Origin of the sequence: Streptomyces griseorubiginosus, assembly GCF_001514195.1 — a bacterium.
In the GTDB taxonomy this organism is placed as follows: domain Bacteria; phylum Actinomycetota; class Actinomycetes; order Streptomycetales; family Streptomycetaceae; genus Streptomyces; species Streptomyces griseorubiginosus.
In genome coordinates, this window is record NZ_KQ948739.1 from 427,254 (window position 1) to 450,429 (window position 23,176).

20 protein-coding genes are annotated in these 23,176 nt (G+C 71.4%); 11 read left to right on the top strand and 9 right to left on the bottom strand.

All coding sequences use genetic code 11. The features are described 5' to 3' along the window. Window positions 1-331: 331 nt before the first annotated feature. The 4 genes from AQJ54_RS27700 to AQJ54_RS27715 are packed head-to-tail and all read left to right on the top strand — an operon-like array spanning window position 332 to window position 6,752. Window positions 332-1,153, top strand: a complete 822-nt coding sequence (locus AQJ54_RS27700) for a glycosyltransferase family 2 protein (RefSeq protein WP_062028731.1) — start codon at window positions 332-334, stop codon at window positions 1,151-1,153. Further along, entirely contained in the window at window positions 1,150-2,139 is a 990-nt protein-coding gene (locus AQJ54_RS27705) for a glycosyltransferase family 2 protein (RefSeq protein WP_062241773.1), read from the top strand. The genes AQJ54_RS27700 and AQJ54_RS27705 overlap by 4 nt, the downstream gene beginning before the upstream one ends. Then, window positions 2,132-2,932 carry a polysaccharide deacetylase family protein gene (locus AQJ54_RS27710; protein ID WP_062241775.1) on the top strand — a complete coding sequence of 267 codons (801 nt, stop codon included), beginning with the start codon at window positions 2,132-2,134 and terminating at the stop codon, window positions 2,930-2,932. Before AQJ54_RS27705 ends, AQJ54_RS27710 begins: the two co-directional genes overlap by 8 nt. After that, window positions 2,925-6,752, top strand: a complete 3,828-nt coding sequence (locus AQJ54_RS27715) for a lipopolysaccharide biosynthesis protein (protein ID WP_062241777.1) — start codon at window positions 2,925-2,927, stop codon at window positions 6,750-6,752. Before AQJ54_RS27710 ends, AQJ54_RS27715 begins: the two co-directional genes overlap by 8 nt. A 30-nt stretch (window positions 6,753-6,782) precedes the next feature. Here the strand turns inward: AQJ54_RS27715 and AQJ54_RS27720 are convergent, their stop codons facing one another. Beyond that, window positions 6,783-8,204 carry a GH39 family glycosyl hydrolase gene (locus tag AQJ54_RS27720; RefSeq protein ID WP_062241779.1) on the bottom strand — a complete coding sequence of 474 codons (1,422 nt, stop codon included), beginning with the start codon at window positions 8,202-8,204 and terminating at the stop codon, window positions 6,783-6,785. A gap of 154 nt (window positions 8,205-8,358) precedes the next feature. Between AQJ54_RS27720 and AQJ54_RS27725 the strand changes: the two genes are divergently transcribed. Together AQJ54_RS27725 and AQJ54_RS27730 are read left to right on the top strand one after the other, a co-directional pair. Continuing rightward, entirely contained in the window at window positions 8,359-9,453 is a 1,095-nt protein-coding gene (locus tag AQJ54_RS27725; RefSeq protein WP_062241781.1) for a DUF5925 domain-containing protein, read from the top strand. 15 nt (window positions 9,454-9,468) lie between these two features. After that, on the top strand, window positions 9,469-10,188 hold the full coding sequence (locus tag AQJ54_RS27730) for a DUF72 domain-containing protein (protein ID WP_062241784.1): 720 nt from the start codon (window positions 9,469-9,471) through the stop codon (window positions 10,186-10,188). A 21-nt stretch (window positions 10,189-10,209) separates the two neighbouring features. On the opposite strand, the gene AQJ54_RS27735 is transcribed toward AQJ54_RS27730, so the two are convergent. Continuing rightward, window positions 10,210-10,581, bottom strand: a complete 372-nt coding sequence (locus AQJ54_RS27735) for a GntR family transcriptional regulator (RefSeq protein ID WP_062241785.1) — start codon at window positions 10,579-10,581, stop codon at window positions 10,210-10,212. Window positions 10,582-10,652: 71 nt separating this feature from the next. Here AQJ54_RS27735 and AQJ54_RS27740 point away from each other — a divergent pair, with 71 nt between their 5' ends. Together AQJ54_RS27740 and AQJ54_RS27745 are read left to right on the top strand one after the other, a co-directional pair. Continuing rightward, entirely contained in the window at window positions 10,653-11,582 is a 930-nt protein-coding gene (locus tag AQJ54_RS27740) for a GNAT family N-acetyltransferase (RefSeq protein WP_062241787.1), read from the top strand. Further along, the gene (locus AQJ54_RS27745) at window positions 11,563-12,111 is read left to right on the top strand and encodes a ribonuclease FAU-1 family protein (RefSeq protein ID WP_062028741.1); all 549 of its coding nucleotides are present in this window, start codon (window positions 11,563-11,565) and stop codon (window positions 12,109-12,111) included. The genes AQJ54_RS27740 and AQJ54_RS27745 overlap by 20 nt, the downstream gene beginning before the upstream one ends. Here the strand turns inward: AQJ54_RS27745 and AQJ54_RS27750 are convergent. Further along, window positions 12,108-12,707, bottom strand: a complete 600-nt coding sequence (locus AQJ54_RS27750) for a class I SAM-dependent methyltransferase (RefSeq protein WP_062028902.1) — start codon at window positions 12,705-12,707, stop codon at window positions 12,108-12,110. The two genes, AQJ54_RS27745 and AQJ54_RS27750, sit on opposite strands and share 4 nt — an antisense overlap. Before the next feature lie 139 nt (window positions 12,708-12,846). Here AQJ54_RS27750 and AQJ54_RS47420 point away from each other — a divergent pair, with 139 nt between their 5' ends. Further along, a complete protein-coding gene (locus AQJ54_RS47420) occupies window positions 12,847-12,981 on the top strand; it encodes a hypothetical protein (RefSeq protein WP_020139373.1) in 135 nt (44 codons plus the stop codon). A gap of 21 nt (window positions 12,982-13,002) precedes the next feature. Here the strand turns inward: AQJ54_RS47420 and AQJ54_RS27755 are convergent, their stop codons facing one another. Then, window positions 13,003-13,452, bottom strand: coding sequence for a GNAT family N-acetyltransferase (locus tag AQJ54_RS27755; protein ID WP_062241894.1), 450 nt, complete (start codon window positions 13,450-13,452; stop codon window positions 13,003-13,005). 141 nt (window positions 13,453-13,593) lie between these two features. Between AQJ54_RS27755 and AQJ54_RS27760 the strand changes: the two genes are divergently transcribed. Further along, window positions 13,594-14,583, top strand: coding sequence for a lytic polysaccharide monooxygenase auxiliary activity family 9 protein (locus tag AQJ54_RS27760; protein WP_062241789.1), 990 nt, complete (start codon window positions 13,594-13,596; stop codon window positions 14,581-14,583). 82 nt (window positions 14,584-14,665) lie between these two features. On the opposite strand, the gene AQJ54_RS27765 is transcribed toward AQJ54_RS27760, so the two are convergent. Together AQJ54_RS27765 and AQJ54_RS27770 are read right to left on the bottom strand one after the other, a co-directional pair. Further along, on the bottom strand, window positions 14,666-15,529 hold the full coding sequence (locus AQJ54_RS27765; RefSeq protein ID WP_062241791.1) for an esterase/lipase family protein: 864 nt from the start codon (window positions 15,527-15,529) through the stop codon (window positions 14,666-14,668). Window positions 15,530-15,701: 172 nt separating this feature from the next. After that, window positions 15,702-16,145: a MarR family winged helix-turn-helix transcriptional regulator gene (locus AQJ54_RS27770; RefSeq protein ID WP_062028746.1), complete on the bottom strand. Its 444-nt coding sequence runs from the start codon at window positions 16,143-16,145 to the stop codon at window positions 15,702-15,704. Between the two features lie 95 nt (window positions 16,146-16,240). Here AQJ54_RS27770 and AQJ54_RS27775 point away from each other — a divergent pair, with 95 nt between their 5' ends. Next, the gene (locus AQJ54_RS27775; protein ID WP_062241793.1) at window positions 16,241-16,615 is read left to right on the top strand and encodes a cupin domain-containing protein; all 375 of its coding nucleotides are present in this window, start codon (window positions 16,241-16,243) and stop codon (window positions 16,613-16,615) included. A 3-nt stretch (window positions 16,616-16,618) separates the two neighbouring features. Here AQJ54_RS27775 and AQJ54_RS27780 read toward each other — a convergent pair whose 3' ends face one another. The 3 genes from AQJ54_RS27780 to AQJ54_RS27790 all read right to left on the bottom strand — a co-directional run bounded on the left by AQJ54_RS27780 (window position 16,619) and on the right by AQJ54_RS27790 (window position 23,000). After that, window positions 16,619-17,587: a DNA polymerase Y family protein gene (locus AQJ54_RS27780; protein WP_062241795.1), complete on the bottom strand. Its 969-nt coding sequence runs from the start codon at window positions 17,585-17,587 to the stop codon at window positions 16,619-16,621. Beyond that, window positions 17,584-21,246: a DNA polymerase III subunit alpha gene (locus tag AQJ54_RS27785; RefSeq protein WP_062241797.1), complete on the bottom strand. Its 3,663-nt coding sequence runs from the start codon at window positions 21,244-21,246 to the stop codon at window positions 17,584-17,586. Before AQJ54_RS27785 ends, AQJ54_RS27780 begins: the two co-directional genes overlap by 4 nt. A gap of 674 nt (window positions 21,247-21,920) precedes the next feature. Continuing rightward, window positions 21,921-23,000, bottom strand: coding sequence for a S1 family peptidase (locus AQJ54_RS27790; protein WP_079070030.1), 1,080 nt, complete (start codon window positions 22,998-23,000; stop codon window positions 21,921-21,923). Between the last annotated feature and the right edge of the window lie 176 nt (window positions 23,001-23,176).

A 23,176-nucleotide genomic window follows, 5' to 3' on the forward strand; every position in this document is an offset into this window, starting at 1 on the left:
GCCATAGGGGTTCAATCGTCAATACCGTCATACATCTCACTCGCATCGTCCCGTCATCGAGCGGCTCTAGGGGAGGGCTCAAGGACCGCGACGGGGGGACGCGGGGCGCGGTAGGGGGGTGCCGTGCTCGGTGGCCGCAGTGGTGACCGGGCCGTGCCGCGCGACCGGCTGTCGTCTCGGACGACGGTCCGGCCAGCTTTGCCAGCTCACCCGGCGAGTACGGAGATTCCTTCCGGCGTGCCGTGAGTGAGAACCCCCCTTTCGAACCGGAGCAAAAAACCGGACCGCCCACAGGGGCGGGCGGTCCACCGGACGAGAGGGAACCAGACTCATGAGTTCAGTTCTGCGCCCGGCGGCTGTGGGCCAGGATGCGCCGCCGGCCGGCCAGTACCGGCCGATCTCCACCCACCTGGCCATCGCGCCACCGGTGAGCGTGGTCATACCCGCCATGAACGAGGCGGAGAACCTTCCGTACGTCTTCAAGACCCTGCCCGACTGGATCCACGAAGTGGTCCTGGTGGACGGCAACTCCACGGACGACACCGTCGCGGTGGCCCGTGAGCTGTGGCCCGAGGTGAAGGTCGTGAAGCAGCACGGCAAGGGCAAGGGGGACGCCCTCATCACCGGGTTCGAGGCCTGCACCGGTGACATCGTCGTCATGATCGACGCGGACGGCTCCGCCGACGGCAACGAGATCGTCTCCTATGTCTCCGCCCTGGTCTCGGGCGCGGACTTCGCCAAGGGGTCGCGGTTCGCCAACGGCGGCGGCACCGACGACATGACCTTCATCCGCAAGCTCGGCAACTGGGCGCTGTGCACCATCGTCAACCGCAAGTTCGGCGCCCGCTACACCGATCTCTGCTACGGGTACAACGCCTTCTGGCGGCACTGCCTCGACAAGATCGACCTCGACTGCACGGGTTTCGAGGTGGAGACCCTGATGAACATCCGGGTGGTCAAGGCGGGTCTGAAGGTGCAGGAGATCCCGAGCTACGAGTACCTGCGCATCCACGGCGCCAGCAATCTGCGGGCGGTCCGGGACGGCTTCCGGGTGCTCAGGGTGATCCTCGGGGAGCGGTCCAACCGGCGGGCGCTGCGCCGCCGTGCCCACCACTCGCCGCTGCTCGACTCGCGCCGGGGAGAGGTGTCTTGAGCGGTCCCGACGTCTCCGTCGTGATCTGCGCGTACACCGAGGACCGCTGGGAGGACATCCTCGCGGCGGTCGCCTCGGTGCGGGCGCAGTCGTACCCGGCCCGGGAGACGCTGCTGGTGGTCGACCACAACCCGGCGCTCCTGGACCGGCTGGTCAAGGAGTACAAGGAGGTGGACGAGGTCCGCGTGTTCGCCAACGCGGGCCCCCGGGGCCTGTCCGCGGGCCGCAACACCGGGATCGCCGCCTCCCGCGGCGAGGTGATCGCCTTCCTGGACGACGACGCCGTCGCCGAACGCGACTGGCTGCGCCACTTCGCCGGGGCCTACGCCGACCCGCAGGTCATGGCGGTCGGCGGCCGTACGGTGCCGATCTGGGCCTCGGGACGCCGGCCGGCCTGGTTCCCGGAGGAGTTCGACTGGGTGGTGGGCTGCACCTACCGGGGCCTCCCGTCCGGCCTGGTCCGGGTGCGCAACGTCCTGGGCGGCAACGCCTCCTTCCGCCGCAGCGCGTTCGACGCGGCGGGCGGCTTCGCCACCGGCATCGGACGGGACGGCGACAAGCGCCCGCTGGGCTGCGAGGAGACGGAGCTGTGCATCCGGCTGAGCCGGGCCAGACCGGACGCCGTCCTGCTGATCGACGACCGGGCGGTGATCCACCACCGGGTGCCCGAGGCGCGTGAGCACTTCGGCTACTTCCGCACCCGTGCGTACGCGGAAGGCCTGTCGAAGGCGCTCGTGGCCCGAAGTGTGGGCGCAGGCAAGGGACTTGAGTCGGAGCGCCGGTACGCCACCCGGGTGCTGCCGTCCGGGGTGGTGCGCGGACTGCGGGACGCCGCGCTGGCCCGGCCCGGGGGTGCGGGCCGGGCGGGGGCGATCGTCGCCGGGGTGCTGACGGCGGCAGGCGGCTACGTCGTCGGAACCGTCCGGGCCCGGCGGGGCGGGGCCTCGTTCTCGGTGGCGGAGATCGAGGGGGACGGAGATGGCTGAGCCGCCCGTACCGATCCTCATGTACCACGCGGTGGCGACCGACCCGAACGACGCGACCCGGGTGCTCTCGGTGTCCCCCGAGTCCTTCGCCCAACAGATGGACATAATCGGCGCGTTGGGGTGCACGCCGCTCAGGACCGACGACCTGGCGGCGCGTTGGCGGGACGGCCGCCCACTGCCCGAACGGCCGGTCCTGATCACCTTCGACGACGGCTACGAGGGCGTCCACCGCCATGCCCTGCCGGTGCTGGCCAAGCACGGCTTCCCGGCCACGGTGTTCGTCTCCACCGGCTGGCTCCGGGGCGCCCACGACATGGGCGGCGGCCTCGACGCCATGCTGGACTGGGACCAGGTGCGCGAACTCGCCTCCGCGGGCGTGGAGATCGGCGGCCACACCCACACCCACCCGCAGCTCGACCAGCTGGACGACAGCGCGCTGCGCCACGAGCTGATCCACTCCAGGGAGATCGTCGGCGACGAACTCGGCACCGTGCCGGACTCGCTCGCCTACCCGTACGGCTACTCCAGCCGCCGGGTGCGCGAGGCGGTGCGGGAGACGGGGTACGGCCAGGCGCTCGCCGTGAACAACGCTCTCGCGCGCCGCCGTCAGGGGCCGTACGCGCTCACCCGGCTCACCGTGCGCCGCGCCACCACGACCGAGGAGTTCGAGCGGCTCGTCCAGGGCCGTGCGATCGCCCGGGACTTCGCCAGGGACCGTGCCCTCACCAAGGGGTACGCGTTGGTCCGAAGAGCACGACAGGTCCGCCGGAAGGTCTCCCGTTCCCGTGTCTGACACGACGACCACGACCGAGCCCGAGTCGACCGCGGCCAAGGCGCCCGAGCAGTCCGGGCGCCGTCTTCGGCTGCCTGGAATGGGCGGCGGCGGTGGCAACCAGCTGTTCCGCAACGCCTACGCCCTGATGCTCAACACCGGTATCTCCGCGGTGCTGGGCCTCGGCTTCTGGCTGGCGGCGGCCCGCTACTACTCCGAGTCGGCGGTCGGCCAGGGTTCCGCGGCGATCGCCGCGATGAAGCTCCTCGCCGGACTGACCGCGGTGACATTGACCGGCGCGCTGGCCCGCTTCATACCGGTTGCGGGCCGGGCCACCGGGCGTCTCATCTTCCGTACGTACGCGGCCAGTTCGGTGGTCGTGGCGGTCGCCGCGGCCGTCTTCCTGCTCACCCTCGACGTGTGGGGGCCGTCGTACCGCTTCCTGCACGGGCCGGTGAACGGGCTCGGCTTCATCGCGGCCGTCGTCGCCTGGAACGTCCTCACGCTCCAGGACGGGGTGCTGACCGGGCTGCGCAGCGCGCTGTGGGTGCCGGTGGGCAACACCGTCTTCTCGGCGGTGAAACTGGGTCTCCTGGTCGCGTTCGCGGTGGCGATCCCGACGGCCGGGGTCTTCGTGTCGTGGGTCGCGGCGATCGCCGTCTCCGTGCTGCCGCTGGGCTGGCTGGTGTTCCGGCGCCTGGCACCCCGGCATGTGAAGGCGACCGAGGGGCACGCGAAGCCGCCCTCGGTCAGGGAGATCGGGCGGTTCCTGGCGGGCGACTACACCGGCTCGCTGTTCTCGCTCGCCGTGGTCTACCTGGTCCCGGTCATCGTGGCCGCGCAGGTCAGCTCCCAGGACAACGCGTACTTCTACATCACCACGACGATAGGCGGCACCTGCAACCTGCTCGCCATCAACATGGGCGCCTCCCTGACCGTCGAGGGCTCGCACGACCCGGGCCGGCTGGCCGCCAACACCCGTGCCGCGCTCAGGCGGATGGCCCGGATCATGCTGCCGGTGGCCACGGTCCTGTTCGTCGGGGCGCCCTGGATCCTCGGGGTGTTCGGCGCGGGCTACGCGGACGCGGCCACGCCGCTGCTGCGCTGGTTCGCGGTCGGCGCGGTGCTCAGGGTCGTCATGGAGACCTACTTCGCGGTGCTGCGCGCACAGAGCCGCACCTCCGGACTCGCCTGGCTCCAGGGCCTGTTGTGCGCCCTGGTGCTCGGGCTGACCCTGCTGCTGCTCCCCCGGATGGGACTGACCGGCGCGGGCGTCGCCGAGATCTCCTCCCTCGCGGTGATCGTCGCCATCGCCGCGCCCCGGCTGTACCGGACGATCCAGCACGCCCCGGCCGCCGAGATCCCGGCGGGTGCGGCCCCCGACGGCGACCTCGCCGACCTCGGGACGCGCGAGGTACCGGCCGCCGGCCGCACCCGCCGCCCCGGCTGGGCGCTCGACCAGGACACCCTCGCGCTCGGCATCCACGTCGACTTCGACCACCAGGAGCGCCGCCCCGACGTCCGGCCGGGCCCGGGCACCCCGCCCACGGGGACACCGGTCGTGTCCCCCACGCGAGACCGCCCGACCTGGGCCCTGCGGAGACTCCCCGAGCTCGGCCTGCCGGTGGAGGAGAGGGAGCCGGGCGCCGAGTCCTCCCGCGGCCCGTCCGAGACGGAGGTGGACGCGCCCTTCGAGGTGGCCTTCGACGCCGGCAAGGAGATCGCCGTACCGGAAGGGACCGCGGTACCGGAGGAAGCCGTCGCGGTCGAGGAGGTGGAGGCGCGGTCCGGGGAGCCCCCGCGCCCCCTCTCCCTGCGGGAGCGTGTGCAGCCGGACTGGCTCGGGGTGTTCCTCGGCGGCCTGCTCGCCGTGGCGCTGCTCCTGTACTGGGTGCCGGTCATGGGCCTGGGCGAGGCCGATCTGGACCGGATGGGCGGCCTCGGGCTGGTCTCGGTCCTGCCGCTGCCCACGCTGCTCGGCGCGGCCCTGCTGGTCGTGGTCTTCGCCTCGCTGCTCTGGCCGGCCCGCGAGCACCGGGCGCTGCTGCTGGTCACCCTGGTGGCGACGGTGGTGTCGCTGCACGCGCTGCCCGCGGTGATCGAGGCCGAGCCGCGGTTCGCGACCGCCTGGCAGCACCTCGGGTTCATCGACCACATCGACCGGACCGGCTCCGCGGTGCCCGACCTGGACGCACGCTGGAGCTGGCCCGGCTTCTTCGCGGTGGCCGCGTTCGTCGCGAAGGCCTGCGGGGTCACGGACTTCACCGAGATCATCCGCTGGTGGCCGACCGCGATCCAACTCGCCTACCTGGTCCCGATGTTCCTCCTCGTACGGCACCTGCGGGCGGGCTGGCGGGCCAAGTGGACCGGCATCTGGATCTTCGTCCTCAGCGGCTGGGTCGGCCAGGACTACTTCTCCCCGCAGGGCTTCACCTATCTGCTCTACCTGGTGTTCGTGGCGGTACTGCTGGTGTGGTTCCGTGCCCCGCGCGTGATCTGGACGAGGCGGCGGCCCGGCGAGGCCGAGGTGGAGCCGACGACCCGGCGGCAACGGGCGGCACTGCTCGCGGTGTTGATCGGCCTGTTCGCGGCGAGCGTGCCCGCGCACCAGCTGACCCCGTTCGTGATGCTCGGTGTGCTGGCGGCGCTCGTGGTGTTCCGCCGCAGCGAACTACGGGGCCTGCCCGTCCTGTTCGCCGTGATGGTGACCGCCTGGATCGGCTGGCTGGCCGAGCCGTACTGGTCCGGCCACTTCGACGACCTGTTCGGCGGGGTCGGCGGCGTCGGCAGCAATGTCTCCTCGTCGGTCTCCGGCCGTATCGAGGGCGGCAGTTCGACCCACAAGCTGGTGCTGTACGTACGGGTCCTGCTGGCCGGCGGGGTGATGGCGCTGGCCTGCTACGGCTGGTGGCGCCGCCGCGACCACAGGTACCGGGAAGTCGCGCTGCTCGTCCTCACCTTCGTGCCGTTCCTCGGCTTCGGCATGCAGTCGTACGGCGGCGAGATGGCACTGCGGGTCTTCATGTTCGCCCTGCCGGGCGCGGGCCTGCTCGCCGCCCTGGCGCTCTTCCCGCTCGCCGGTGTCACCGCCGAGGAGCGCGAGAAGGACCGGGCCAGTCTCGCCCCGGTGGCCGCGCTGCTGGCGGGTCTGCTGCTCATCGGGGGCTTCCTGGTGGCCCGTTGGGGCAACGAGCCGTTCGAGCGGATCCGGCCCGGCGAGGTCGCCGCCATGGACTACGTGTACGCCCACGACGATCCGACCGTCCGGGTGCTGTGGCTGTCCAACGACACCGTGAACAACGTGACCCCCGCGATGCCGTGGGGCGCCAAGGACATGGAGAAGGTGTCGTACGTGCCGACGCTCGCGCCGCCGGACCCGGTGCTGGTGTCGGGCCTGGTCAAGGCGCTCAAGGACGCGGGCCCGAACTCGTATCTGATGGTGAACGCCGGCCAGGTCACGTATCTGCGGCTCGACGTGGGCTATTCGACGACGTGGGAGCCGCGGCTGCTGGACAACCTGGACCAGCGCAAGGAGCTCAAGCGGGTCTTCACCAACCCGGACGTGACGATGTACGCCCTGCGGAACCAGCCTGCGGGCAAGGTGCCGCAGCCCGATCCGGGGCCGATCGGACCGCAGATCACCTGGACGCCCTGGTCGGTGGTGGGAGCGCTGGCCGCGCTGGCGCTGATCCTGCTGCTGTCGGCGCGTGAGGTGGTGCGGGTCGCGGTGCGGCCCGGGGTGCGTCAACTGCGCTGGCTCCAGAGCAGTTTCTGGTTCTCGCTGCCGCTGCTCGCGGTGTTCCTGGCGGCGCTGGTGCAGCGGTTCATGACGATGAAGTGAGGTCCTCGAGGTCTTCGGAGGTCGAGTGGCTCAGCGGGTGAGCCACTTGACCTCGTAGGGCCGCATGTCGAACCGCTTGCCGTCAACGCTCGCGCTGATCTGCCGGTTCAGGGTGTTCACCACCAGCACCGCCCGGTCGGTGGCGAGGACCCGGACGTTGGGCACGTCGTCGGCGGCCACGGAGACGTTCTCGAAGGCGCTCCCCGGTGCGAAGGCCCTGCCGAACCTGCTGACGAGATCGAACATCGGCAGCTTCCGGCCGCCGCCGCTGCCGTTGGTCGGCGTCCACAGGCAGCCCGCGCAGTCCGTGCCGTTCTCGTTCTCCGGGTTCCAGTAGAACGCGGAGCTGGTACCGCCCTTGGCCAGCGCGATCATCCCGGCGGCCTGCACGGCGACCCGGCGGTCCTCGGACCAGCCCTCGCGCTCGTCCCTGCTGTCGGCGGGTTCGACGTAGTACTCGGCCCACCACAGCGGCAGGTTCCCGGTCCGCTGCCGCACCCACCGGCTCACCGCCGTGAACTTGTCGGTGGCCGCGAACTCGTTCGGCAGCATCTCGTCGTCGTTGGTGTAGCTGGAACCGTCCACGACCACGAAGTCGGCGCCGGCCTTGTGCTGGTTCCAGTAGTCGAAGGCGTCGAGGATCCGCTGGTCCATCGCGCCCCACGGCCCCTTGAAGGTCGCGGAGGCGTCGGTGGAGCGCGGGTCGACACTGTCCATCACGAGATACGGGCCGCCGACCATGATGTCGGGGTTCACCTTCTTGAGCGCCTTGTAGACCAGGTTGTACAGCTGGGTGTACCCCTCGTAGTCCCAGCGGCCCTCGGCGTCGTTCCAGAAGCCCTTGAACTCGTTCCAGACGATGAAGTGCCGTACGTCCGGGTAGCGTTTGGCCACCGTCGCGGCGAGCGCCGCGTAGTCCTTGAAGTGCGCCGGGTCCGGGGCCTTCTCCAGCGACGCCTGGCTCCAGTCGGTGTTGCCGACGCCCGCTCTGCCGCCCTTCATCCAGTCCGGCGCGCAGCACAGGGTGAGGGTCGGGGTGGAGCCGGAGGCGCGGACGAAGTCGACGCGCCGGTCCAGGTCCTCGAAGTCGTAACGCCCCTTCACCGGCTCGGGGTTGTCGGCGCCCCAGCCCATGATGTGCTGGTTCTGCGGGATGCCGCCGACGTCCTTGATCTCCTGTTCGACCCGCTCGCCGGCCGTCGAGCTGCCCTCGTCGGCGCTGAACTGCGTGTGGGTGAAGCCCCAGCCGACGTCCGGGGTGTCGGCGTCAGGGGTGGTCGTCGGGGTGCCGTGCACCCGGTCGCCGTTGCGTGAGGTGCCGTCGGTGCCGGCGCCGCTGCCCGGAAGCGTGTTGAGGAGGGTCACGACCAGGGCCAGAGCCACCGCGCCCACGCCGAGCAGTGCGGTGAGCCGCCACCGCCGTGCCCCCGAATACCACCCATGACGTCCCATTGAGGACAACGGTATCCGCGAACACACCTGCGCGGGCAGACGCCGTGGACAAACAGATGAGCAACAAAACGTGGGGAACGGGACAGCCGCGACACGACCGGCGCACCGCGGAAACCGGGTGCGTGCGGGGGTCCCGTGCCGGATCATGGGCCGCATGTCCCCGAACCCACACGACGCGCTGCCGATCCGGCTCAACGTCGACGACAGCGACTCCCCGTCCGACGTCGTCGACGCGCTGTTCCTCGGCCGCTTCGCGACGGGCGAGCAGCCGTACTCCCACGCGGCCAACATCGACCGGGTCCGCAGCGGCGCCAACCTCCTGCCGGCGGGCGCGCGGGTGCTGCGCGTGGCCCGCGACGACGACCGCAGCGCCACGCTCGCTGAGGGCGACGGCTGGACGCTGCTGGTCTCCCGCTGGAACCGCGGCGCCGACGTCACCGTCACGGCGACCGATCCGGAGCTGGCCAAGAGGATCCTCGACCAGGCCACCGAAGGCGCCGCCGACGAGCCGGAACCCCAGCCGGAGAACGTGACCATGGGGTTCTGGTACGTCTCCCCCCGGCGCGGCCCGCACCGCACGACCCGGCAGATCGCGGCGGGCACCTGGGACGAGGTCCGGGAGAACTACACGGCACCGGTCGCGGACGCGATGGACAGCCTGATGAAGACGACACCGGAGGACATCGCGGGCCGGCTGCTCCTGCTCCACGGGCCGCCGGGCACCGGCAAGACCTCAGCGCTGCGCACCCTGGCCCGCTCCTGGCGGGACTGGTGCCAGGTGGACTGCGTCCTGGACCCGGAGCGGCTGTTCTCCGACGTCGGCTACCTGATGGACATCGCGATCGGCGAGGAGGACTCCACGGGCAAGGGCCGCTGGCGGCTGCTGCTCCTGGAGGACTGCGACGAACTGATCCGCGGTGAGGCCAAGCACACCGCGGGCCAGGCCCTGTCCCGGCTGCTCAACCTCACCGACGGCCTCCTCGGCCAGGGCCGCAACGTCCTGGTGGGCGTGACGACCAACGAGGACCTGGAGCGCCTGCACCCCGCCGTGGTCCGCCCCGGCCGTTGCCTCGCCCGCATCGAGGTGGGCCCGCTGACCCGCCGGGAGGCGGTGGGCTGGCTCGGCACCGAGGAGGGCGTGGGCCGGGAGGGCGCGACCCTGGCGGAGCTGTACGCGCTGCGCCGGGGGACGTCGCCGACGGCACTGCCGGAGCCCCGGCCGGGGGCGGACGCGGGGCTGTACCTGTAGTGCTTTGATGGATGCATGACCCTGTTCGTCGGCACTTCGGGGTGGCAGTACAAGGACTGGCGGGGCGTGCTCTATCCCGAGGGCGTGCCCGTGCGGCTCTGGCTGGAGGAGTACACCGGGCACTTCCCGACGGTCGAGATCAACAACGCGTTCTACCGGCTGCCGTCCCGGGAGACCTTCGAGGCATGGCGGGCCCGGGTGCCGGACGACTTCGTCGTGGCGGTGAAGGCGAGCCGGTACCTGACCCACATCAAGCGCCTGAAGGACCCGGAAGAGCCGGTGCGGCGGCTGATGGGCCACGCGGAGGGACTGGGGTCCCGGCTGGGCCCGGTCCTCCTCCAGCTGCCGCCCACGCTGAAGGCGGACCCGGGCCTCCTGGACGCGTGTCTGGCCTGTTTCCCGTCGTCGACACGGGTGGCGGTCGAACCCCGGCACGAGTCGTGGTGGACGGCGGAGGTGCGCGAGGTGCTGGAGGCCCGGCACGCGGCCCTGTGCTGGGCCGACGTCCGGGCTCGCCCGGTCACCCCGCTGTGGCGCACGACGGACTGGGGCTACGTCCGCTTCCACGAGGGCCGCGCCCGGGCGTGGCCGAGCTACGGCCGGCAGTCCCTGAAGACGTGGGCGGACCGCGTCACCGAGACCTTCTCCGGCGACGAGGACGTGTACGCGTACTTCAACAACGACCCGAACGGGGCGGCCGTGAGGGACGCGATGACGTTCGAGTCCCTGCTCTGATCCGGCGCGCCCGGCTGCCGTTCAGCTCCCCCCGTAACCCGCCCGCAGCGCGTCCCGTACGGCCGCCAGCGCGTCGCTCTCCGTGAGCCCCAGCCGCCGTACGCGCTCGACGTAGGCCTGAGCGGCCGCCGCCGCCTCCCGCTCGGCGGCCGAGCCCGCCGCGGCGACGAACGTGCCGTTGCGCCCCCGCGTCTCGATCACCCCGTCGCTCTCGAGCGCCCGGTACGCCTTGGCGACGGTGTTCGCGGCCAGCCCGAGCGACTCGGCGAGCCCTCGCACGGTCGGCAGCCGGTACCCCACCGGCAGCGCGCCCGCGCGCGCCTGCTCGGAGATCTGCACCCGTACCTGCTCGTACGGCGGTGCGCTGTCGTCGATGTGGATCTTCAAGGTCACCCGCCGATTGTCCCGTACGGGCCGGAAAATGAGAGGCATCCGGCAGGGCCCCGCACGTAACGTGCGCCTTCATGACCGTGATCGTGCGAGATCTGCGCCCCCAGGACCCGGCCGACGTCGAGAACTTCACCCGGGCCCGCCATCTGGCCCTGCCTCATGTGCTGTGGACGCCGGCCGGTGTCATCCACCGCACGCTCCACACCGACCCGGCCGCCCACTACCGTTCCCTGGTCGCGGAGGAGGACGGCGAGGTGATCGGCACGGCTCAGCTCGGTCTCGCGCACGACAGTCCGGAGGCGGGCCAGGGCTACCTGAACATCTACGTACGCCCGGACCGCGTCCGGCGCGGTGCCGGTGACCTCCTCGTCCGCACCGCCGAGGAGCACCTGGCGGCACACGGGGCGACCAGGCTGTTCTCCTGGGTCCTGGACGAGCCTCACAACCGCGCGTTCGCCGAGCGGCACGGCTACCGGGCCGGCCGCTCCGCGCACTTCCTGCGTCTGGACCTGAGGAACGGCACACTGCCGCCGCGCCGGCCCCTCCCGCCCGGCGTCGAACTGCGCACCGCCGCCGACTTCGCGCACGACCCGCGCCCCTTCTTCGAGCTGGACGCGGAGACGACGCTGGACGAACCGAGCGATGTGGACACGGAGTTCACCGACTACGAGGTGTGGGTCGAGGAGAACTGGAAGCACCCGCTCCTGGACCACGCCCTGACCACGATCGCCCTCGTGGACGGCCGCCCCGCCGCCTTCAGCGCCGCCCACACCGACGGCACCGGCCGCTACGCCACCGCCATGACCGGCACCGCCCGCGCCTTCCGCGGCCGCGGCCTGGCCAAGCTCGCCAAGAACGACTCCCTGCACCGCGCCCGCGCAGCCGGCTGCACGGAGGCCCTGACCGGCAACGACGCCGGCAACGAACCGATGCTCGCGATCAACAAGTGGTTCGGGTACGAGATCCGCGCCACGGAGGTACGTCATGTCCGCGAACTCAGCTGAGTCTCTCCGGCGGTTGGAGGTCGTCCTGGTCAAGGCCGGCCGCACGAAGATCCGTTACGAGGCCGAACTCCTCACCGACGACGGCACCCGCGTCACGGTCCGGGCCCCCTGGGCCGGAGAGGGCGTCCGCGACTTCGGCTTCGTCCGCTTCGAGCCCGGCGACGTCTTCACCGAGCACTACTGGCGGGACCGCTGGTACGCGGTGAAGGAGGTCCGCGACGCCGACGGCACCCTGAAGGGCTGGTACTGCGACATCACCCGCCCGGCCGTCCTGAACGGCGCCGAACTGGTCGTGGAGGACCTCGACCTGGACCTTTGGGTCTCGGCCGACGGCAAGGAAGTACTGCGCCTGGACGAGGACGAGTTCGAGGAGAGCGGATTGACGCAGACGGATCCCGAGGCCGCTTCGGCGGCATGGGCGGCTCTGAACGAACTGGAGCAACTGGCACGCCCCAGGGGCGCGGGGAACTGCGCGACAAGCCACGACGCACCCGCAGCCGACATTGAAGGCTCCTTCCCACCCCTTTAGTCGCCCCCCACCACCACCGCATACCGCTCGTCATCCACGTCCTTCCCCCACAACAGGGAGTCCTCCGAGAGCCGCTCCACCCGAACACACCCTCCGAGCGGCTCAGCCAACCCGCTCACCACCTCGGCGGATATCCCGAACGCCCCCCACACCCCCTCCACCAGCACCAACCGCCCACCCGGCCGCAACAACCCCCACCACCGCCGCAGCACCCGCCCGGGATCCGGCAGCGCCCACAGCACGTGCCGTACGAGCACGACGTCGAACCGCTGCTCCCCCACCGGAGGCTGCGCCGCGTCACCGACCAGGAACGCCGCGTCACGCCCCGCGAGCTTGGCGCGGGCGCGCTCCACCATGGCCGGAGAAAGGTCCACCCCGGTCACCCGGTGCCCCTGCTCGGCCGCGAGGAGCGACAGGCTCCCGGTGCCGCATCCGAGGTCGAGGACGTCGGATGCCCGCTCGGGGAGCCACTCCCGGAGCCGCCGAGCCCAGGCCCGCCGCACCTCGGGGTCGCGCAGTCCGTGGTCCGGTTCCTCGTCGAACGTCGCCGCCTCGGCGTTCCAGTCCACGCCCCCACCACCACTGTGTTCCGTCATGCCCCCCAGAGTGACACCCGCCACTGACACTCGAATCGTGACACCCGCCACTGACAGACCAGGAGCGATGAGGAACCCTCCCCGAAAGGGTCTACCTCCGTGAGAACGCGGAACTCGGTAGGCACTGAAGGAGGCAGCCATGCGCCGCACGACCGTGCAGAAGCCCCTGAAGAGGACTGACGCCCGCCGGATCCGCGAGGAGGCCGAGGAGCGCCCCGCGGGACGTCCCGAGGTCCGCAAGGACATCGCCCGGACCTGGTGGCCGGACGGCTGACGGCGACAGGCATGCTCCGTCTCAGACCAGCCGCTTGCGGTAGTGGACGCGGTCAAAGGGCCCGTCCACTCGCCGTTCCACGACCTCGTAACCGAACTTCGGATAGATCTCCTGGTTCTCCCACATCTTCGCGTTGGTGTAGAGCCTGACCTCGGGCAGGCCCAGCGCACGCGCGTGTGCCTCGACGAACCGCAGCAGCCGTCCGCCCACGCCCTGTCCCTGGGCGTCGGGACGGACGGCGATGTTGTCGAGGTACAGATGATCCTCGCGCTCCTCCACCACCACGAGCCCGACCACGGGGTCGCCGGTGACGTACACCTGCCCCGCGGCAACGTTCGCCGCGTGGTCCCGTCTCATGGGCTGCGGCACCAGTCCGATGCGCTCGATGTAGTGCTCGTAGGCGGCGTCGGTGACGGCCTTCACGGCCGGCACGTCGGCCGGTCCTGCGGGCCTGATCTCGTCGTTGGTCATGCCCTGCACGCTAGCTACCTGATCTCAGTCTCAGCACTCCCTTAAGACAGCCATAAAGATCGTCAGCGGCCGTCACAAGCGGAGAATTCCAGGGTTTCTTTGATCCGGCACCCGTCAGTTCCGGTTCCTAGGAGATCCCCCATGCCCGCACGCCGCAAGGCCGCCACGGTCGCCGCCGTCGGCCTGGCCCCGCTCGCCCTGACCGCGCTGGCCGCTTCGCCCGCGGCCGCGCACGGCTCGATGGGCGGCCCGGTCAGCCGCGTCGCGCAGTGCTACGCGGAGGGCCCGGAGAGCCCGCGGTCGGACGCGTGCCGGGCGGCGGTCGCGGCCGGTGGCACCCAGGCGCTGTACGACTGGAACGGCATCCGCATCGGCGACGCGAACGGACGGCACCAGGAGCTGATCCCGGACGGCAGGCTGTGCAGCGCGGGCAACGACGAGTTCAAGGGGCTGGACCTGGCCCGCGCCGACTGGCCGGCGACGAGCGTGCGCAGCGGGTCGTACACCTTCGAGTACCGGGTGACCGCCCCGCACAAGGGCACCTTCACGGTGTACCTCACCAAGCCCGGCTACGATCCCGCGCAGCCGCTGGCCTGGGACGACCTGGATCTGTCGCACCCGGTCGCGACGGCCACGGACCCGGTCGCGTCGGGCGGCTTCTACCGGTTCTCCGGCACGCTTCCGGAGCGCTCGGGCAGGCAGCTCCTGTACGCGGTCTGGCAGCGCTCGGACAGCCCGGAGGCGTTCTACTCCTGCTCGGACGTGACGTTCGGGGGCGAGACCGGTGCGGCGAAGGGCGGTTCTTCTCCGGAGCCGAGCGCTTCCGCGCCCTCCGACGAGCAGATCGAGGAAGGCACCGGCAGGTCGACGGTCGAGCATCACGGGCACGGTGACGACGACGCCGGTACATCGGCGGAGCCGGTGGCCGAGGCGGCGAGCGCCGGTCCTGCCGCGGACGCCAACGCCCCACAGGCGGCGGGCACTTCGCGGCGCCTCGCCGAGACGGGCGGTTCCGGCATCACGCCGTATCTCGCGATGGGCGGTGCCGCCACGCTCGCCGCCGGCGCGGCGATCGTGTTCGGGTCGGTGCGCAGGCGTGCCGTGAACGGTGTCGGACGGCTGGGCCGTTGACCGCATGAACTCCGGGGCCTGACCGGCGGCTCAGGCCGGACAGGCCCCGGCGACGCTCCACTCTGTGCCTCAGCTCAGCGCCTCAACTCAGCGCCGACGCACAGGTGGTGGGGGTGGCGTGGGCCGGGTCGAGGGCGTTGGCCACCTCGTGGAAGGCGATCCGGTCGAAGAGGCCGATGGCCACGTGCTCGGAGAGATCGAGCGGGCACAGGTCCTGGAGCAGGACGTTGTGGACGCCGGATCCGCTGAGGAACTGGCTCTGGTACGGCGTGACGACCTCGTCGTACTTGGTGGCGAGGACCGTGTACTTGACGCCGGGGACGGTGTCGCCGCCCGCGTTGAGCTTGGTGAGGAAGGGGGAGCCGACGACCTGGTCGGCGAGGGCGGGGGTGTTGGTGGTGAGGAAGTCCTTGATTCCCGGGAAGTAGGGCAGCAGGTCGGTCAGACCCGAGAGGGTGGTGCCGTGGTTGTCGGGGGCGATGCCGACGAGGGCGTTCACCTTGGCGGCTCCGCCGAGGAACTTGAGGTAGTAGCGGGGCATCAGGCCGCCCTGCGAGTGGCCGACGAGGTCGGTCTCGGTGGCTCCGGTGGCGGCGAGGACCTTGTCGACGAAAGTCCTCAGCTGCTCGGCCGACTTGTCGATGGGGCCGAGTCCGTAGAAGAGGGACACCCCGGGCAACTGGCCGTAGTCGAAGGAGAAGACGCAGTAGTCGCGGTCCTCCAGGTAGGGGGCGAGGGCCAGCCAGTTGTCGGTGGAGTTGGCGAAGGTGCCGTGCACGAGGACGACGGGGCGGGGGTGGGCGGCGGAGGGCTTGCAGGAGTAGTCGTTCCAACCGCTGGTCGGGGCGGTGGCCGCCTGGGCGGCTCCGGCGGCCGGGACGACGGCGACCGCGGCGGTCAGGAACAGGGCGGCGAGGGGTCTGAGCACTCGTTTCCAGGGCAGCATCGGGTGATCTCCTTGCGGCTCAAGGGAGGTGCGATGGCCGTACGCCCTGTGATCCGGATCACGAGGATGCTGTTCAATTCGAAAGTTACGGATGAGTAGCGAACTTGTGAAGTTACGCGTCAGTAAAAACTTCCAGTGATAACCGGTGCCGAGGGCTGCCCCTGATGAACCGTCACCAGGCAGGTTTGATGGGGCCATTGGGAGCAATGCGCCCCAATCGCTCGCGCAACGCGCGCACTTCACCCTCACCGAGCACATCGACCCATGTCCGCACGGCCTCCGCGGCGGCCTCTTCCGCCGCCCGGGTGCAGGCCCACCCCCGCTCGGTCAGCACCACGAGCCGGGCCCGGGCGTCCTCGGGGTGCGGCCGCCGCTCGGCGTACCCCTTGCGCACGATCTCGTCGACCAGCTGACTCGCCGCCTGCTTGGTCACCCCCAGATGCCCGGCGAGCTCGGTGACCGTGGCCCCGTCCGGCGCGAGCCTCGCGAACGCGAAACCCCAGGCAGGCCGCGCCTCGAACCCCCGGGCGACCACGCCGTCGTTGATGCGCTGAGTCAGGTCACCGGCCGCGGCGAGCAGGGCGGCGGCCAGGGCGAGGGCTTCGGAGTTCTGCACCCAGGCATTGAAACACCCTTGACGAACTGGTCAAGCAGCTTGACGATGGGAGCATATAGTCAAGCTGCTTGACCATCTTGGACCGGAGGTCCCGCATGCCCGTCGTCCGTTCGTCCGAAGCCGTCACCCATGAGATCCACGGCGCCCGTTTCGTCTCGTACGCCACTCCCCTCAGCGGCGCCAAGGAGCTCTGCGCCTGGCGGGGTGAGATCCCGGCGGGGACGAAGGCACCGGCTCACACCGTCAACCGCGAGGAGATCTTCCATCTGCTCATCGGCGAACTCCAGGTCACCCTCGACGGCTCCGTCCACCGGATCACCGCGGGCGACACGGTGATCGTCAATCCCGGGGTGACCTTCGCCGTCGAGAACCCCACCGATCACACCGCCCTCACCTGGGTCACCACCTCCATCGGCCTGGAGGCGGAACTGGCGGACGGCAGCCGCATCACTCCCCCGTGGGCCAACTGACCCCTACGCCGCCAGCGTCGCCGGCAGCACCGCCAGCGGTCCGAACTTCGCCCGGACGCGGTCCGCGGCCTCCTCGATACGGCGGAGCTTCTCGTCCGTGGGGTCGAAGGTGAGCTGGTGGGAGGCCTGCTCGGCGGGGTCCAGGCCCTCGGCACGGAGGGCGAGGGAACGCACCCGGGCGCGCTGGAGGCCCAGCGCCTCGTACATGCCGTAGGCCGCCTTGGTCAGGGCCGCCGAGTGGGCGGTGGGCTCGCCGAGGGTGCGGCTGCGGGTGGTCGCGGTGCGGTCGGCGTAGCGGACGGTGAGGGTCAGGGTGCGGCAGACCTTGTCGAGGGCGCGCAGCCTGGTGCCCAGTTCCTCGGCGGCGGAGAGCAGGGCACGGCGGTGCCGGTCGGGGTCCAACTCGTCGCGGTCGAAGGGGCGTTCGGTGGCGAGGGAGCGGGAGACGCCGTTCGGGACCACCCGGCCGCGGTCCACGCCGTTCGCCTTCTCGTGCAGCTCACGGCCGACCCTGGCGCCGACCAGGCGCTGGAGGGTGGACAGCGGCGCGGCGGCGACCCGGTCCAGGGTGTCGAGGCCGTACTCGCACAGGACACGGGCAGTCGCGGTGCCGACACCGGGGAGCGCGGCGACGGGCCGGCCGGCGAGGAAGTCCGCCACCGCGCCCTCGTGGACCACCCGGGTCAGCCCGGGCCGGGCGTCCTTCAGCGCCATGCGGGCCAGCATCGGTCCGGGTCCGGCACCGATCGCGCAGTCCACCCCGTGCAGGGCGAGGGCGCGGACCCGGATCACCGAGGCCAGTTCGACGGCGTCACGCTTGAAGTACCGTTCGGCGCCCCGCAGATCGGCCAGTGCCCCGTCCGGCGGGAGCGCCTCCACGACCGGGGTGAACTCCTCCAGGAGGCCGAGCAGTTCGGGCAGGGCCGCCTCGCGCGTCGGCGGCAGCTGGAAACGTACGCAGAGGATGGTCATCCCGCACTCCCCGGACTCTGGTGCCACAACTTCCTTACCTGTGAAGCCTCTTGACCCGCCGGCCGCAGATCGGCCCACGGATGCAGTTCGTATCCCGTCGGCAGGTGGATCCGCCGGCCGCCGGTCGGATCCCCGGACCGCCTCTCCGACGCGTCCCCGGACCGCCTTCCCGGAGGCCCCCCGTCCTGGCTTCCCGACGGCTCCCCCGGCCGCCTTCCCGACGGCTCTCCGTCCCGGCTTCCCGACGGGTCTCCGGCCGGCCTTTCCACCCGATCCCCGGCGGGCCTCTCCGGGGGATTCCCGGCCCGCCCCTCCACCGGATCTCCGCTCCCGTCACCGGCCGCTTCCGAACCGGAACCCGCACCCGGCCCAGCCCCCGGCACGGGAACCGGCTCCGCCAGCCGCGCCGCCACCGCGTCGAGGCCCTCCCCGTCCCGCAGTTCGACCAGTTCGGCGAGGTTCCAGGCGGCCGCGCCCACCACGCTGAGGCTGCGCGGGCCGCGCCGCTGCACCACTCCGCGCACCAGCAGCAGCCAGGAGTGGAAGACGGTGTGCGCGCAGGCGTCGTGCGAGTCGTCGAAGAAGGCGAGGTCGACCAGGCCGGTGCCGTCGTCCAGGGTGGTGAAGATGACCCGCTTTCCGGACCGGATCGGCGGTGTCTGGGTGGCCACCTTGGCCCCCGCGACCAGCACGGTCTCCCCGTGCCGCGCCTCCCGCAGCCGCCGCGCGCCGACCACGCCCAACTCCCGCAGGAACTCCTGGTGGTCGTCCATCAGATTGCGCGAGACGTCCATCGCCAGCACCCCCAGCTCGGCACTGAGCCGCTCCGTGGAGGACAGGTCCGGCAGCCCGGCCGGAGCGGTCCTGCGCCCGCCGGCCAGCGGGAGCTGACCGCCGCCCGCGCCCCGGCCACCCCGGTGCAGTTCGGTCAAGTGCAGTTGGAGATCACGCCGGTTGGCGCCGAAGGAGTCCAACCCGCCGACCTGAGCGAGCCTTTGGGCCACCGGCCGGCTCGGCCGCGCCCGCTCCCAGAAGTCCAGCAGCGAGGCGTACGGCTGCCCCTCCGCGATCCGTGCGGCCTCGGCCTCGCTGATGCCGTACACGTCGGAGAGGGCGAGTCGCAGACCCCACACCGAAGGATTTTCAGACACCAGTTCGATACGATGTTCGACCCCCGACGCGTTCACGTCCAGCGGCAGGATCGGCACCCCGCGCCGCCGCGCGTCCGCCAGCAGCAGCCGCTTCGGATACATCCCGGGGTCGTGGGTGAGCAGCCCGGCGTAGAAGGCGGCAGGGTGGTGCGCCTTCAGCCACGCCGACTGGTACGTCGGTACGGCGAAGGCGACCGCGTGCGCCTTGCAGAAGCCGTACGACCCGAAGGCCTCGACGATCTCCCAGGCCCGCTGAATCGTTTCCGCGCTGTAGCCCTTCGACGCCGCGTGCTGGGCGAACCAGAACCGGATCCGTCCCTGCGACTCCGGGTCGGACAGCCCGCGCCGGACCTGGTCCGCCTCGCCGCGCCCGCACCCGGTCATGATGTCGACGATGTCGATGATCTGCTCGTGGAAGACGACGACCCCGTACGTCTCCTCCAGGGATTCCGCCAGATCCCGGTGCGGATACCAGACGGGCGCCCGCCCGTGCCGTGCCTCGATGAACGGCCGCACCATGTCGGCGGCGACCGGTCCCGGCCGGAACAGCGAGATGTCGACGACGAGGTCGTGGAAGGTGGCCGGCTGGAGCCGCCCGACCAGGTCCCGCTGCCCCGGCGACTCGATCTGGAAGCAGCCCAACGTCTCGGTGGACCGGATGAGTTGGTACGTCGCCGGGTCGCCCGGCGGCAGCGCGTCCAGGTCGATCCGCTCCCCTGTCCCCCGCTCCACCTCCGCGACCGCGTGCGCCATCGCCGACTGCATCCGCACCCCGAGCACGTCGAGCTTGAGCAGCCCGAGGTCCTCGACGTCCTCCTTGTCGAACTGCGACATGGGCAGCCCCTCGCCGCTGGTCGGCACGACCGGCGTACGCCTCAGCAGGGACGCGTCCGAGAGCAGCACCCCGCACGGGTGCATGGCGACCCCGCGCGGCAGCGCGTCGAGGGCTTCCACCAGCCCCCACAACCTGCCGTACCGCTCCTTCTCCCCCGCCAGCGCCTTGAGTTCGGGCAGCTCCTCCAGCGCCGCGCGGACGTCCCGCGCCCGGATGTGCGGGAAGGACTTGGCGATCCGGTCGATCTCCGCGGGGTCCATGGACAGGGCCGCCCCCACGTCCCGGACGGCGTGCCGCACCCGGTACGTCTCCGGCATGGCGACGGTGGCGACCCGCTCACTGCCGAACCGGCCGATGATCGCCCGGTAGACCTCCAGCCGGCGCGCGGACTCCACGTCGATGTCGATGTCGGGCAGGGCGATCCGACGCTTGGACAGGAACCGCTCCATCAGCAGCCGGTGTTCGACGGGATCGGCGTGCGCAATCCCGAGGAGATGGTTAACCAGCGACCCCGCACCGGACCCGCGCGCGGCCACCCGGATCCCCATTCCCCTTACGTCGTCCACGACTTGAGCCACCGTCAGGAAGTAGGAGGCGAAGCCGTGGTGGGCGATGATGTCCAGTTCGTCGTGCATCCGCTCCCAGTACGCCGCCCTGCCCGCGTACCCCTTCAGCACCATCCCGGCCACCGCCCGGGAGGCCAGCGCCCGCTGGGCGGTACGGCGCCCGGCACCGACGAGATGCGGCTCGGGGAAGTGGACGGTGCCGATGCCGAGGTCGTCCTCGGGGTCGACGACACACTCGGCCGCGGTCGCCCGCGTCTGCTCCAGCAGCCGGTGCGCGATGTCCCGCCGGAAGCCCGCCGCCTCCACGATCCGCTCGGCGGCCGCCAGCATGGCCCCGGCGTCCTTGAGCCAGGCCTCACCGGAGTCCAGTTCCTTGACCGCGCCGACCGGGACGAGCCGGCGGGCGGAGTCCAGCACGTCGGCGACCGGCCCGAGGCCTGCGTCGGCGTACCGCACGGCGTTGCTGAGCACGGGCCGGATCCGCTGTTCGGCGGCGAAGCCGACGGTACGGGCGGCCAGCCGCAGGGAGCCCGGGCCGGTGCCCTTCCTCCCGTGCCAGACGGCTTCGAGCCGCAGGGCGTCGCCGTACGCCTCCCGCCAGGGCACGAGCAGCCGGGCGGCCCGGTCGGGACGGCCGGCGGCGAGCGCGCGGCCGACGTCGGAGGCGGGCCCGAGCAGCACGGTCAGCCCGTCCCCCCGGTTCTCCTCCCAGGGCAGCAGGGGCGGACCCTCCGCCGCCTTGCCGGAGTGCGCCGCGGTGACGAGCCGGCACAGGTCGGCCCAGCCGCGGGCACCGTCCCGGGCGAGGAAGGTGACCCGGGGGGCCGACTCGTCGACGAAGGCGCCTCCCCGCACGGGAGCGCGGCGCCGCTCCCGCCGTACGGGCTCGATCTCCTCGACGGCCAGCTCCACCCCGAACAACGGGCGCACCCCCGCCTTCGCACAGGCCTTCGCGAACCGGACCGACCCCGCGAGGGTGTCCCGGTCGGTGAGGGCGAGGGCGTCCATCCCCCGCTCGGAGGCGCGCTCGGCCAGACGCTCGGGGTGCGAGGCGCCGTAGCGCAGGGAGAACCCGGAAACGGTGTGCAGATGAGTGAAGCCGGACATCCACACCTCCCGTATCGAACATCAGTTCCCTATCGCCTCTCCTCCACCATAGACCAAAACTCGAACATGCGTACGACAGCAGTACGACCGCCTCCCACCTGCGGAAACGGTCGTGGGGCGGACTGCCGGGACCGGTTCAGAGGGGCCCGGCGGTGTCCGTCTCCGGGGGCTCTTGGGTGCGGTTCTCGGTGTGGTTCTCGGCCGCGACGGCAGGCTGACGCTGCCGTTGCAGAGGTACGAGTCGCTCCCGGCCGAGGGCTACGCCGGACAGTGGCTGTACGACGTCAAGGCTGGCCTCAACCTGGTCCGTACGGACACGGACTGGCGTCCGGCGGCCAGTACTCCGCCCGTGGCCACGGTGAACACCCGCTGTTCTCGATGTCCGCCTGGGTGATGGTCCCGCGTTGGGCCGCACGGTCATCTGGGCGAGCGGCAGGTAGTCGCACGTGAACCCCGGCGCGACCGGCGTCGGCGCGCCCCGACCTCCACCTGCACCACCATGCCGTCGCTCGCGTCGCCGTACTGCTGGTCGGCCTGCCGGGCCACGACGAGGACGATCCGGGTAGGAGGGTCTCGAACGGATAACGATGACAGGAGACACGAAAGCCCCGCCCCCGCACACACCCAGAGGGACAGGGCTCCGCTCCATGCACGCCGGACCGGTCGGTCGGCCGTCAGCCGATCGACGTACCCGTGGCCGACAGCGCCTCCGTCACCGGCTGGAAGAACGTCTCGCCGCCGGAGGTGCAGTCACCGCTGCCGCCTGACGTCAGCCCGATCGCGCTGCTCCCCGAGAACAGCGAGCCTCCGCTGTCCCCCGGCTCGGCGCAGACATCGGTCTGGATCAGCCCGTTCACGATGTCGCCGTTTCCGTAGTTCACCGTCGCGTCCAGGCCGGTGACCTTCCCGGAGTGCACCTGGGTCGTGGAACCGCTCCGCGTCACCGACTGCCCGACCGTCGCCGACGCCGCGCCCGTGATGGCCTGCGCGGACCCGTTGTAGAGGTCGACCTCGCTGGGGTGGTCGACGTTCGCCGTGTACTTCACCAGCCCGTAGTCGTTGCCGGGGAAGCTCGACGCCGCGTTGGTCCCGATCGTCCTCCCGCCGGCCGACCACGTCGAGATCGCCTCGGTGCAGTGCCCCGCGGTGAGGAAGTAGGGCTCCCCGCCCTTCACCACGTTGAAGCCCAGCGAGCACCGCCCACCGGACCCGGTGATCGCGTCACCGCCGGCGACGAAGGGCCTGAACTCCCCCTTTGTGCGCTGGAGTTGTGCCACCGTCCCCAACCCGTCGACCACCTTCGTGAGCTTGGCCCACTCGGCGGAGGACACCGTGCGGTCGGCCGTGACGACGACCTTGTTCGTCGTCGGGTCGGTGACCCAGGACGTCCCCGGGACGGTCGCGTCGCTCGCCAGCGTGGTGCGCGCGCTCTTCAGCTCGGCGAGCGAGTGGGACACGACTCTCGCCGAGGCCCCGGCAGCCGTCACCGTCCGCGCCGCGTCCTCGTCGAGCACGTTCACCACGAGCGTTCTGGTCTTCGCGTCGTAGAACGTCCCGGCCGCGTCCGCGCCGAGATCCGCCCCGAGGGTCGAGGCGAGCTTTCCGGCCGCGAGGACCGAGAGGGTCCTGGCCTCGGACGGGGCCGGCGCCTCGCTGGCGTTCGCAGTCTGCAAGGTGACTCCCGCCGCGACCAGCGCGGCAACACCCGCACCCGCCACGACGATCCGCCGCCTGGGTATACGTCGGTGCTTCAACTCGGGTCCTCCTGTGGGGGGTCGGTCCGCGGCTAGTGGGGAGCTCACGGACCGGAAGGATGGCTGACGGGCGACCACTCTTCCGAAACCCACAGGGGGCGCACAAGGTTGACTTCCGGACGCGCGTAGAACGCGGTTGCGCGCCCACCGACCCTTGACGGTACACAGTCACGCCA